Source organism: Sphingobium cyanobacteriorum, assembly GCF_030580935.1.
In the GTDB taxonomy this organism is placed as follows: Bacteria; Pseudomonadota; Alphaproteobacteria; order Sphingomonadales; family Sphingomonadaceae; genus Sphingobium; species Sphingobium cyanobacteriorum.
This window is the reverse complement of sequence record NZ_JAUQOM010000032.1, coordinates 1-11,948: the sequence shown is the minus strand read 5'-3', so window position 1 is coordinate 11,948 and position 11,948 is coordinate 1. Positions and strand designations below refer to the sequence as shown.

The 11,948-nt window shown below is 58.9% G+C and carries 9 protein-coding genes, 3 pseudogenes and 1 riboswitch; of the genes and pseudogenes, 4 read left to right on the top strand and 8 right to left on the bottom strand.

Translation table 11 applies throughout. From position 1 onward, the window contains the following. Positions 1-934 precede the first annotated feature (934 nt). The 3 genes and pseudogenes from Q4610_RS20885 to Q4610_RS21890 form a co-directional block, all read right to left on the bottom strand. Positions 935-1,684 carry an SEL1-like repeat protein gene (locus Q4610_RS20885; RefSeq protein ID WP_304537761.1) on the bottom strand — a complete coding sequence of 250 codons (750 nt, stop codon included), beginning with the start codon at positions 1,682-1,684 and terminating at the stop codon, positions 935-937. Between the two features lie 122 nt (positions 1,685-1,806). After that, positions 1,807-2,175, bottom strand: coding sequence for a beta-barrel domain-containing protein (locus tag Q4610_RS21895; protein ID WP_482241494.1), 369 nt, complete (start codon positions 2,173-2,175; stop codon positions 1,807-1,809). Between the two features lie 123 nt (positions 2,176-2,298). Further along, positions 2,299-2,433: pseudogene (locus Q4610_RS21890) on the bottom strand (IS3 family transposase); the annotation flags it as partial. A 2-nt stretch (positions 2,434-2,435) separates the two neighbouring features. Between Q4610_RS21890 and ligD the strand changes: the two are divergent. After that, positions 2,436-2,673, top strand: a pseudogene (ligD, locus tag Q4610_RS20875) (non-homologous end-joining DNA ligase LigD); the annotation flags it as partial. 193 nt (positions 2,674-2,866) lie between these two features. Here ligD and Q4610_RS20870 read toward each other — a convergent pair. The 3 genes from Q4610_RS20870 to Q4610_RS20860 form a co-directional block, all read right to left on the bottom strand. Beyond that, positions 2,867-4,375: a PepSY domain-containing protein gene (locus tag Q4610_RS20870; RefSeq protein ID WP_304537760.1), complete on the bottom strand. Its 1,509-nt coding sequence runs from the start codon at positions 4,373-4,375 to the stop codon at positions 2,867-2,869. Beyond that, positions 4,362-6,488, bottom strand: coding sequence for a TonB-dependent receptor (locus Q4610_RS20865; protein WP_304537759.1), 2,127 nt, complete (start codon positions 6,486-6,488; stop codon positions 4,362-4,364). The genes Q4610_RS20870 and Q4610_RS20865 overlap by 14 nt, the downstream gene beginning before the upstream one ends. A gap of 215 nt (positions 6,489-6,703) precedes the next feature. Next, a riboswitch (cobalamin riboswitch) is annotated at positions 6,704-6,952 on the bottom strand. A gap of 333 nt (positions 6,953-7,285) precedes the next feature. Further along, a complete protein-coding gene (locus Q4610_RS20860; protein WP_304537758.1) occupies positions 7,286-7,930 on the bottom strand; it encodes a hypothetical protein in 645 nt (214 codons plus the stop codon). 274 nt (positions 7,931-8,204) lie between these two features. Between Q4610_RS20860 and Q4610_RS20855 the strand changes: the two genes are divergently transcribed. Beyond that, on the top strand, positions 8,205-8,600 hold the full coding sequence (locus tag Q4610_RS20855) for a recombinase family protein (protein WP_482241493.1): 396 nt from the start codon (positions 8,205-8,207) through the stop codon (positions 8,598-8,600). Between the two features lie 8 nt (positions 8,601-8,608). On the opposite strand, the gene Q4610_RS20850 is transcribed toward Q4610_RS20855, so the two are convergent. Then, complete coding sequence (locus Q4610_RS20850; protein WP_304537757.1) at positions 8,609-9,871, bottom strand: MFS transporter; 1,263 nt, start codon at positions 9,869-9,871, stop codon at positions 8,609-8,611. 142 nt (positions 9,872-10,013) lie between these two features. On the opposite strand from Q4610_RS20850, the gene Q4610_RS20845 reads away from it, so the two are divergent. After that, positions 10,014-11,012, top strand: a complete 999-nt coding sequence (locus tag Q4610_RS20845) for a LacI family DNA-binding transcriptional regulator (RefSeq protein WP_304537756.1) — start codon at positions 10,014-10,016, stop codon at positions 11,010-11,012. 23 nt (positions 11,013-11,035) lie between these two features. Then, positions 11,036-11,635, top strand: a complete 600-nt coding sequence (locus tag Q4610_RS20840) for a beta-barrel domain-containing protein (RefSeq protein ID WP_304537755.1) — start codon at positions 11,036-11,038, stop codon at positions 11,633-11,635. 190 nt (positions 11,636-11,825) lie between these two features. On the opposite strand, the pseudogene Q4610_RS20835 reads toward Q4610_RS20840, so the two are convergent. Beyond that, positions 11,826-11,948, bottom strand: a pseudogene (locus Q4610_RS20835) (IS5/IS1182 family transposase); the annotation flags it as partial.

Below are 11,948 nucleotides of genomic sequence, written 5' to 3'. Positions count from 1 at the left end.
CATGGTCCAACACCATGCGGACCGCCCGTTCACGAACCTCCGGTGCAAACTTGTTCGTCGTCTTGCTCATCGTAGACCCTTCCTCTCAGGAGTTAGGGCCTCCGGCAATCCCGGGGCGGTTCACCTTTAGCACCTCGGCGTGGTACTGGCTCTGCCCTTCCTGCCCTGGCATCTGCTATCCTCTCGCTCTCAATCGAAGCCACATTTGGTTTGAACAAAGTCACGCAGGTCGCTGCTGTAATATCTATTCACAATCCCATCGCACTTCCGAATTAGGTCCTGAATTATGGGCACGACGACTGGACCGACATAATTGCGCTTCCCTGCAAAATAGAAACTGTCCGGATACATCCCGAATATTGGGGCACTTAATCCGCCTGAATATCCTTCAAGTACAAGAGCAAGTCGGTAAAAACACTCAGCCGCCGTAAACTCGTCCTTAGCGTTAGGCGCGACCACAATATCTACTTTACCATCAGAAAGCGCACGCACGGCGCAGGAGGACGACATAAAGAGATCGTGCCCAGCCCCAGCGACGGACGTGATCCGAACGTGGCACATATCAGACGGCGAATTCACGGGTACGAATGGCGTTGATCCAGTGACGGCCTGGACGCCGCGTCCCGGATAAAGGGTGAGCATAGTATCTGGCGTCCCGCACACTCTCGCAGCGCCCAGCCCAACCGGGATGCGAATTGTCTGTACGCGTGTGTCAGCTTTGAAGAGTGCCGCGACTGCCGAATCTACCGACTTTGTCTGTTTGGCGTGCGATGTCGGATTTGAACAAGAGACAACGAAGATGCCAATAAAAAAAGTACCGATTGCTCGGTTCAATTTAACCGCATCTCGCAGTGGGGGAGCCGTTGGGATTGGCTGCTGTGAGTCTGACATACGAATCCTTTTCAGAGAACTATTTGCACGCTTTGGGTGTCAGCTACCTGGGCATGTGATCTCCGGCTTGAACTTGTTCGGCCAACTTCGTTCGGCCTCGGCAATCCAGAATTTGTCGCCCGAACGGCGTTCCAGCGTAAACGTAGCTTGGCATCGCGCTGCCTTGTCGAAGTACAAAAGGTCGAAAGCGCATGCGGTGCGATCCGATTTCGACGTCACACTCGATCTTCTCGGCTCGGACGTTAACAGGAAAGACGAGCGCGTCGTCTGGACAGACATCAACCATCTGTTTGCAGGCCCAGTTGGCCCAGCGGACATAGGCTGCCTCGATCACTGCTGCTGCCGGTGGAAGGGTCGGTGAGCCGCGAGCGGCCGCTGCATCGGTCAAGCGCGACTTCGCCTCCGGCAGCCCCTCAAGTACCGGGCCAGTATCGACAGCTATTACGTGTCCTGTGCCACCCTTGTGCGTCGGCGGTTGGTAGATGAAAATGGTACCGCCCATGTCTGCGGCAGCCAAACGGTACAAATGCTGTGCCCGATCCAAGTCGGTGGGTAGTCCCCACCCTCTCTCAAACCAGTTGCCAAGATCAAACCGTGCCTGCTTGTCGCCAGTACGCGCTCGAGAAGCCAATGCCTGCAGTGCTGGCTCCGTAGCGCTCGAGCGCAAATAAATGCCCATATATCGGTTGGGAGCCGCACAAGAGACGCTCGCCAATGCAAGCAGGCCAATGGACAGAAATCGAACGCCGCTGCCCACCATCGCAAGTGACTTGCTATACGCCAGCTTTTGCACAATGCGTCTCTCCCCCAACTATAAGATTAAGCTGCGTTTTCATCACTGCAAGCGGAAAAGGAACCGATCTAGGGCTGACTTGCCTTTTCCCGATCATACACGGCATTCGGCCCCGCTTTTCGTCATTTCTCGTGCCCTGCCTGAGCGATGCTGGTCTGAAGGGGACTGAGAAGATAGCTGATGATCCGCCGTGTTCCGGTCTTGATGTCGACGGTCGCGGCAAGGCCAGGAGCGAGATTCACGCGTTGGCCATCGGCATCGATATGGCTTCGATCGAGCGTGATGGTCGTCACATAGACAAGGCCCAAGTCCTTGTCCTGAACAGCGTCCCGGCTGATCGATCGAACCCGTCCCGGCACCGTGCCGTAGCGCGTGAACGGAAATGCCTGGAGCTTGACCGCCGCTTCCTGGCCTACTTTCACAAAACCGACATCCTTGTTGAGGATCTTGGCTTCCACCTCTATCAACCCCCACGCCGGAACCACCGTCATGAGCGGCTTCGCCGCCTCGACTACGCCGCCCACCGTGTGAACCTCTAGCTGCTGGACCGTGCCATCGACCGGTGCGACCAGCCGCTGGAAGCGGCTCATCTGGCTTGCCTTGGTGACCTCCTCGCGGCGCTGGATCGCCTCGGCCTTGTAAAGGCCATTGATCGTCTCGGCCAAAGCGTTGTCGTAGCTATCGCCGACGCTGCCGGCCGAGGGTTCTATCCCAGCTTGGGCGAGACGCTCGGTGTACTTGATGGAGAGGGGCGGCGTCGGAGCCCGACCATTTCACCGCGACGATGAGCAAGGCGAAACGCAAGGGCCGTATCTTCATCGACTGGCTGCGCAACCAGCGCGGCAGCACCGCGATCCTGTACCCGCCCGGGTGCCCCGGTCGCGGTCCCAATTGACTGGAGCGAACTTGCACACATGAAAGAGGCCGACCCTTTTTCAATCGACGATGTCGACGCGCGGCTGAAGCGGGCCGCCAAAATCAAAGGCTGAGGCTTCGCGACCCAGAGCTTACCGGAAATATAGCATTTACAACCCAGTATCGTCATTCAATCGCCTATTTCTCATTCGCAGAACTTTACCGTTTCTGTGGGCGCATTGTTTTTACCGCTCCGATCATCTTCAACCTGTCGACATAATGTCCATACACATATGTTGCTGACGGAGACTTCGGGCCTCCATAGATCTACGTTCGGAAAAGGCGCCTCCAGCCAACAACCATACCGCTGATTGAAATGAGGATGCCTACGCTGGACAACAGCCAGACCAGAATGTGCCGCACCGGTGGCCAAATCAACAACCATGGGAAGTCCAGACTATGGAGCGCACTGAATAGCCAGCGATAGCTGCGGTCACCCGATCCGATCTGACCGAGTAACGCGCCGGTCGCCGGATCGATGTGCAGCCATGTATGCGCAGGATCATCGAATTTGAACCGTAGAACGGGCAGCGGTCGGCTGTCGTCCCGCACGTCTCCGGTCGAATACCAGTAGCGGTCGGGGCGCTCTAGTCGTTCCACTGTGGTCAGTGTTGAACCGGGTATGACCGCGCGCGCAATCGTGATTATCCGGCCCTGATCGAGCGTCATGGGCCGGGCGGTCCGACCGTCTAACAGTCGGGGTCGTCCCCTGCTCCACAAGGAGATGACAGGCTGTCCGCCGACATAGGTGAAGCGTGCCTCCCGTGCGCCGGCCCCTACCCGTACCAACATCGCCAGATCGGTGGTGGGAAAGCCAAGCCTGGCATCACCGTAGAGTCTTGCGACGTCGCTCTGCCCTTTGTCGCGCAGTCCACCCCAGGGGCTCATGGACAACCAGCCGCTGAACACCCAGGTGATGACGAACAACCCACCTGCTAGGCCCGCGACATGATGCCATTTCATCCAATTGCGATAGGGGCTGGCCGACCCGGATTTGTAGCGGTTGCGCAACCGGACCCGCAACAGACCGATCCAGACGCCTGCAATCGCCCCCAAAATTCCGATGCCCGACGTCCACAGGACGGTCTGGCGCCAAGGCTCCTGAAACACCCGCAACACCTCGAAATAGATCCAGTGCGGGATTGCGCCCAACCAGTTCCAGAATCGCTCATGCGCGGTCGTGTTCTGCACGACCTCACCTGTTCTTTGGCTGATATAGACGTCCGTCGCTGCGGCATCGGCAAGTCTTATCCGCCAGAACGGGGCCATCGCCATGTAGGCGCGCGTGACAACCCATTGGTCATGGTCAACAGTAGTAATAGAGGCTGTTGGTGCGCCGGTGAGGGTGGAGGCAATCGCCACCGCATGCGGCGCAGCAATCTGTGTGATTTCATCGCCCATTCGCGCCGACACGGCGCGCCGCCCATCGGATGTGACGAACAGATAGACCGGTTCGCCACCCGTCATGCCCAGTCGCATTTCGCTGGGAAATGCGGTCAGACCTAGTGTTGCCAGCGCCTGATCCGGGCCGATATGCACCTGTGGCCAGTCGATCGGCGCTGCCGTTGCGACCCGCTCCTCGGCGCGGAAGGAGGGGAAGGAGACGTAGAGCATTACCAGACCGGAGAAGAACCAGATGGCAAATAAAAGGCACAGGGCGATGCCCGCCCAGCGATGAAAGACGTAAAGCCAGCGTTTGGCTGTCTTGGACAGCGCGGCGGCCGAAGGCGGAGACAGCTTTCGCCGGGGCATCTCCGCCATGTCAGAATGTGACATGAAGCGTCGCCTCCGCCGTGCGCGGATCGCCCAACACCCATTGCGATGCGCCATAGGTCGCGCGCGCATAGACTTCGTTGAAGATGTTGCGCACGCGCATCGCTGCGCTTGCCCCGTCCAAGAACTGCCAGCGAATGCCGGCATCGGTTAAGGTATAAGCGGGAACGACCCGGCTGTTGGCCGCGTCCTGATAGCGTTTGCCGACATAGCTGACGCCGCCGTCGACGGCCCAGTCATCGGCGAACGCCCAACTGACGAACGCATTGGCGCTTTTGGCGGCGACATTGCTGGGCCGGTTACCTGCGCGCTGGAACAGCACGCCGCCCACCGATTCCGCAAAATCATCGTAGCGCGCCCGGAGCAGCGCGCCGTTGAGCGTGAGGCTCAGGCGATCGATCGGTTTCAGGAACAGCGAGGCTTCGACACCGCGAGAGGATTGTTGGCCGACCTGCACCTGAATGGACGGGATCAATGGATCGGATGTCAGTAGCTTGCGCTTGACGATGTCATAGACCGCCAGCGTCCACTGGCCGCGTGTGCCCCAGAAGACATGCTTGATACCTGCTTCATATTGTCGACCGGTGGACAGGTCGAAATCGCTTTGCGCCACGCTGGTGGAGACAAGCGCGCCGACGGGATCGGCCGCAGTGGCATATTGGCCGTAGAGCGCTAGTGTCGGTACAGGATTGTAGACGGCGCCAACCCGCCAGGTCACGGCGTCCGGGGTTGAAGTAAAATTGTTTGCGGCGTTCACATAGTCCGTCTTTGTAATTTCAGGCCGGTCGTAGCGCAGGCCGCCTACCAGCGAGAATCGTTCGCTGAACGACAGCCGGTCTTCGGCAAAGATCGAATATTGCCGGATTTTGTTGGTGTAGCGTGGCTTGGTAGGCGCGCTGGCATGGTGGAGGAAGAGCGCAGAAGCCGGATCGTCCACATCGACCAGACGCGTCGCGGTGTTGCCGCTGTTGCTAACATTTTTGTAGCTGATCCGGTTGATGTCGAAGCCGACGACCATCTGGTTTTCCAGCCCGCCCAGCGCGTGCGTCAGATTGGCCGTGGTCCTGTTCCCGGTCTGCTTCTGGATATGATAGAGTTCCAGAAAGCTGGATTGCCGGACCTGCGCGGCGCTGGTCGCAGTCGCTGGTACATAGGTGACATTTTCGGCATTTTTCCAATATTTATTGGCCCACAGATGGTAGAATGTGCTGCGGATAATCAGCGCGTCCAAAGCCGCCCATTCGATTTTCGCCTGGCTCCAATTGTCGCGAAAGCGCAGCCGGGCATCGTCGACATTGTAATTGTTCCGGCGGAACGATCGATCCAGCTTTCCGTTGACCAGCGGCACGCCGAACCATGTGCGCGGATTTTGTTCACTATAATCGTGGGACAGCGTGATGGAGAGCCCGTCTGCGGGTTTCAGGCGAATGGCGCCTGACAAAGAGAGCGCGTCGGAATCGCCGCGCTCCATCCAGCCTTCCGAGCGGCGATAGCTGGCGTCGGCGCGAAAACCGATTGCGTCAGTGATCGGCCCGCCAGCGCCCGCCGCGACATTGAGACTGTCGAAGGAGGTGACGCCGATGCGACCGCTCACCTCCATCTGTTCGGACGGTTGCTTGCGCACGACATTGACCGCGCCGCCAATGGCACCCTCGCCATACAGGACCGAGGCCGGACCGCGCAGGATCTCAACGCTCTGCGCCATCCACGGGTCAGCCGGGAATGTCAGCGTGTTGTTGTACATCCGCATCCCGTCATATAGCGTCATCACCGAATTCTGTCCGGTGAAACCGCGGGCCGAGAGGCCATAGCCAAAGACGCCGGACGTATTGACGATGCCGGTCGCACGTGCCGCGGCATCCTGAATGGTCAGATCGCCCCGCAACCTGATGGCGTCCCCATCGATCGTTTCGACGCTGGCAGGCATTTCCAGCGGCGTAAGTCCCAGGCGACTGGCACCCTCGGTCTTCAGATTGAGCCGGAGTGGATCGACCGTGCCCGTCACAATGATGGCATCGGCCGTGGCATTGGCATCGGCCGCCGGGGTCTGGGTATAGCTGGTTGTCGACAAGGACAGGCCAGCGGCAGCCAGCACGATAGTGTTGAGATAATGCATATAAATCCCCGTTCGTTTCGCCGCTCACCTGCTGAGAGGCGAGCCAAGTGACAAGTTACGAACGGTTGGAGATGGGGCGGCGCGAAGAGCGAACGGTTGCCGCAACGTAAGGGAACACGCACGCAACCGCCCGGATTCCCGCACCCGCAGGACCAGCCGTTCGTTTGTCGCTCAGACGGAGTTCACCGTGCCGCAGCCATCCCCTGGGCCAGGGCAAGAGCGACCAGACGCCGGCAGGTCTCCTGGCTCATGGGTCATCGCTTGATATACGGCCTTCCCAGGCCTCGCAGGATTTAGCGTCCGGCCCAGTGGCTGGCGGATGGGGCGCAATGCCCTCCGCACATGTATATCGCGCTCGCCACTTACAGTTGCAGGGACAGCTGCGGCATAGGATCCTTGGAAGAACCCGCACCGCATTCCCTTTTAATCCCCGTTTCCGGGGAACCGACGCGATCTTTGTCCTCATCCCGCCGAAGCAGTGAAGGACGAGGCTTCCTATGCGGCTGCATATCGTTTCGCAAGTGACTGTCGTTGCTCATCCGAGCAAAACGTCGCAGGTGGGACACGGCTGCGGCGACCCTGGGTGGTGAACGAACCGACCGCTTATGTCATCATTACCGAGCGACAGCCCAGCGTCGGGTATGACATGGCGGACGACGGTTATCGCCTGTTTTCCAGCAAGATGAAAGCTGCCGTCGGCCACCGACCAAAGACGGCCGCTTGGGCCAAATCGTGCCCTGCGAATTAAGATTAACGGTCTTGCTGGACCGGCCCCTGTGAATGCTTCATTCTGATCGTCATGCGACGATCGCCGATCGGGCTAGCCTGTAACCCTCTTTTCTGCGCCGCTCGTAACGGGAAAGCAATTGCTCCTGTTTAGCGATTGAGGTTCGGCTTCTACGCCGACTTTCCTTGCGGGGATTGCCATATGCCCGGCTTTGAAATTTTTCCCAATAAGGTATCCGAAGCGGCCCCGCGCCATTTAGTTCGCGAGCGACTAGGGTGATAATCGTTGCCAGATTATCGGTAGAGGGCGCAGCGTTGTCGGTCCCCTTGCGTTGCATAAGCGCCAACCAGCCAAGGGCGTCCCTATCTGCCGATGTCGCATCGATTATCTGGAACTGCCCCCCGTTAAGGCCGTCGCGGCTAAGGATTCCCTCCAAAAAGCCTTTCGCGAAACCGACAAGCTCGAACTGCATTTCAGGAGACTGCCACAATAAGCTGTCATTGACCTCATATCCCATGGCGGCGTGATCAGTATATCCGGCATAGCCAACGCCTCGACCAGGGTGGTGTTGAAATATAGACATAGGTGTGATGGCCCACCGCTTATCTGCAATTCGCTTGGCATCTCTCCGCGCCAGATACTGCCGTGCCAATGCCGACACCGCCACCACAACAATCAGAACGATGGTCATCGTTAGACCGGCGCGATTATCCATCAAAGCAATCTCCCGCTACGGCAGTTACCTCATTTGCTATAGACGTCCGCTATCAAGAAAAAATTTGCGAAGCATGAACAACCCGCACGGGTCGACGGCTGACCGGCGGCTTTTGCAGTGCCGGCAATCACATGAAATCCGTCGGCTTTGCTCGATGACTGGCGGACCTAAGACGAACTCAGCGAACGCCTGCGTATCGTAAAACCCATAGCACCCGAAAAACACTGTCGGAATGTAGCACTGTGCGACAACGTGCTTTGGGAGGTTTTCCGACATGCTCATTGGTTACATGCGTGTATCTTCAACCGACGACCGGCAATCGGTCGATCTGCAACGTGATGCGCTGGTCGCAGCCGACGTTGATAGCCGGAATCTCTTTTCCGACAAGGCGTCCGGCGCTCGTGAGGATCGCGCCAATCTGAAGGCGTGTCTGGAATATATGAAGGCTGGCGATACGCTGGTTGTGTGGAAGCTGGATCGCCTCGGCCGATCCTTGCCGCATTTGCTGGCGATCCTTACTGATCTCAGGGAGCGTGGTGTCTCATTTCGGTCGCTCACGGAGCAGATGGACACTGGGACACCGCATGGTGAGCTTCTTTTCTCGCTCTTTGGCGCGCTTGCTCAATACGAGCGGGCGTTAACTGCGGCCAACCGCTCAATCGTGTTGTGACAAGGGGATCAGGGACTGGCCGCACCACGATCGAGCCCGACGTGCGGGCTCTCCTGCCGCGGTGCCTGTGCCGGACCTCTCGACGCGGGCCGGAACAGGAGGGCGAGCAGCAGCGCACCGAACAGCGCTAGGCCGGATGGGACCAAAAAAAGACTCCGGTAATCCACCGCCGCGACGCCGCCCACCACATGACTCAGCCGGTTTATCAGCGCCGGGAAGAGGAAGCTGGCCACCACATTACCGACGCCAAGGATCAGCAGGTTGAACAGCCCCTGCGCGCTGACCCGAACGTCCTTGGGAAAGACATCATCGACGAAAATGTAAACGGTGGCGAAAAAGAAGGCGTAGCAAATGCCGTGAAGCAGTTGCACGGCTATGATCGCCGGCAGGCTGTCCGCCAGAAAGGCGAACGCCAGAAACCGGGCCGCATGCCCCAGAATTCCGATCGTCATGGTTGTCCGCCAGCCGAGCCTCGCCAAGACGATGCCTAGCCCCGCCATCGTAACCACCTCGGTCACCTGGCCTAGGCTGAGGATCACCATGCTGAGGTTGCCGGCCACACCGACCCGGTTGGTCAGGAAGGCGTCGGCCATCACGAAATAGCCGTTGTGGACAACGGAATCGATGAACGTCACTAGGAAGAGGACCGCGACCGGGGGCTGGCGCAAGAGGCCCAGCGCGCGACGCCAGGCGAGCCGATCGACCGTCTGCGTGGGCTTCGGTGGCGTGTGAGGCAGACTTAGCGAGTAGCCGGCCATCCCGAACGAGATTAGCGCGGCGATCAGGAAGATCCAGCGGACCTGATCCGCTGTCGCGTGTGCGCTCAGCAGGAAAATGAACGGCCAGCTCGCCAGAACCCATCCCACGGTCCCGCCCATTCGCACCGTGCCGAAGTCCTTTGCCGGCTCCTTCAGATTGGCGAAGGCTATGCTGTTGGAAACGGAAAGCGTCGGAACATAGAGCAGGCTATAGGCCAGATAGCAGACGAAGAACGGCCAGAACGCCGTGCTGAAGGCCGTACCGACCAGAAAGAGGCCGCCTAGAAAATGGCTGAGCCCGAGGAACCGCTCGGCCGCGAAATTACGGTCGGCGAACTGGTTGGCAAAGAAGATACCTACGATCGACGCCACGCCCCAGGCACTGCCGACCAGCGCCTGCTGGCTGGCTGAAAAGCCCAGCATGGTCATGTAGGGAAAGAGCTTCGGAGCCCAGGCGCCCCAGACGGCGACTTGGAGCGCCATCATTACGAATAACCGGGCGCGTACGCTCATCGGGAACCTCTACTTCTGATGCCTGGGCAATAGTCAGCCGCCCGCCCGCTGACGTGATACTCAGGCCATCAACAATGTAAACCTTTACATTGCGACCGCAGGGTCGACAATGCGGGCAGCCAATCCAGTAAGGTCGGAAGTTATGACAACGATCCTCGACGTCGCCCGGCACGCCCTCGTCTCCACTGCCACCGTTTCGCGGGTACTCAGCCAGCCGGACATCGTACGGGAGGCGACGCGGTTGCGTGTGATGCGCGCCGTCGATGAACTGGGCTACGAGCCGAACCTTGCCGCACGCACTCTGCGTACGCTCCGGTCATCCAAGCTGCTTTTGATGGTTCCCGACATTTCCAATCCCTTCTTTTCGAAAGTGATCCGGGGTGCCGAACAAATGGCGCGCGAAGCAAGCTACGCAGTCGTGCTCGGCGACACGGGGCACGATCCCAGCGCGGAAGATCAATACGTCGGCATGCTCCGACGGCGCGAAGTCGATGGGCTCGTGTTCCTGGGATACCGTCTGCCGGAGGCACTCGAAGCCGAGGTCGCCAAGCGTCCAGGTCAAATTCCCGTCGTCAATGCTTGCGAATACGTCCCTGGCCTCGGCGTCTCGAGCGTGCATATCGATAACGCCGCAGCCGGCGAACAGGCGATGGCTCATCTGCTCGACTTGGGCCATCGCGACATCGGCGTGATCACTGGACCGTTGAACAGTCCTCTCAGTCGCGATCGGCTTGCCGGTGCGCAACGGGCCGTCGCAGCCCGTGGTCTTCTTACCCGTCTGGTTGTCGGCTCAGGCGATTTCTCGATCGACTCGGGCCTAGAGCAGGCGTTGTCGTTGCTGGAGCGAGGCGTGACAGGACTGTTCTGCTTCAGTGACGAAATGGCAATCGGCGCGTTGGACGCGATTCGCGCGTGCGAGCTCATCTGCCCAAATGATGTATCGGTCGTCGGATTCGACGACATTCGATTCGCTCGCTACATGACCCCCCCGCTGACCACGATCGGCCAGCCCAGCGCTGAAATCGGACGAAGCGCCGTGCGACTGCTTTTGCGGACGATCTCAGGCGACCTTCGACAGCCAGAAGTAGTCGCCCTTCCTCACCAACTGATTGTTCGCGCCAGCACTGCCTGCGCGCCTTAGAGTATCGGTGCAATACCAAGAATGTGTCGCTGATCGGCGATGGGGGCCTTGCGATCAGGACCAACGAAGGCGGCAAGCTGACGCTCCAGGCGACGGTCTATGACAATGATCTTCAGGCCAGTCGCAGCGCATCGCTTCCAGCGCTCACCGACAGAGTGAAGCGGACGACGGTGCGCGCGCCACTGGCGGGGCGCATAAACCGTGTGCTGGTCACGACGGTGGGCGGAAGTGTTCGGCCGGGTGACCCCCTCCTTGAAATGGTGCCTAGCGACGAAAGCCTGCTCATCGAAGCCATGGTTTTGCCCAAGGACATCGCCTCGGTTAAACTGGGGCAGAAAGCCAGGGTCAATATCTCGGCCTACGATAGCGCGGTGTACGGCTCGCTATGGGGACGCGTGGTCTCGATTTCCCCGGATGCCGTTGTCAACGAGCGCACGGGCGACAGTCACTTTCTTGTTAGAGTCCGGACTGACGGCGACGCGATAATTGATCGCGCTGGACGCAAGCTGCCGATCGGGTCCGGGATGGGCGCCGATGTCAGCCTCATCGGCGATAAACGAACGGTTCTCTCTTATATCCTGACACCAATTACCCGACTCCAGGATGAAGCATTCCACGAGTAATATTTTGAAGGCAACACTTTGGCAACGTTACCTGTTCGATTGAGTCATTCTGGACTTTTATTTCAAAGTTTAAAGCAAGTTAAGATTGATTCGCAGAACGGGATCGCGCATCGTTGGAAATGAATATCGCAAGCAGGGGGCCTTGTTGATAAGTTTGGAAATAAGTGTCTGCTCGAACGACAAGGGCTCGCTAGGCCGTAGACTCATAAGCTCGGAGCCACAGCCGCATTGAGGCGAGTTGGACCATGGCAAGGAAGTTGGTGGCCGTAGCGGGTGGCGACGCGGCGGAAGTGCTTCAGCTTGGAGAAGAACC

Bases quoted from the DNA above. Each gene is read 5' to 3' on its own strand.
- Q4610_RS20850 (WP_304537757.1), bottom strand. From the start codon at position 9,871: ATGAGCGTACGCGCCCGGTTATTCGTAATGATGGCGCTCCAAGTCGCC.
- Q4610_RS20845 (WP_304537756.1), top strand. From the start codon at position 10,014: ATGACAACGATCCTCGACGTCGCCCGGCACGCCCTCGTCTCCACTGCC.
- Q4610_RS20870 (WP_304537760.1), bottom strand. From the start codon at position 4,375: ATGTCACATTCTGACATGGCGGAGATGCCCCGGCGAAAGCTGTCTCCG.
- Q4610_RS20855 (WP_482241493.1), top strand. From the start codon at position 8,205: ATGCTCATTGGTTACATGCGTGTATCTTCAACCGACGACCGGCAATCG.
- Q4610_RS21895 (WP_482241494.1), bottom strand. From the start codon at position 2,175: ATGACGGTGGTTCCGGCGTGGGGGTTGATAGAGGTGGAAGCCAAGATC.
- Q4610_RS20865 (WP_304537759.1), bottom strand. From the start codon at position 6,488: ATGCATTATCTCAACACTATCGTGCTGGCTGCCGCTGGCCTGTCCTTG.
- Q4610_RS20860 (WP_304537758.1), bottom strand. From the start codon at position 7,930: ATGGATAATCGCGCCGGTCTAACGATGACCATCGTTCTGATTGTTGTG.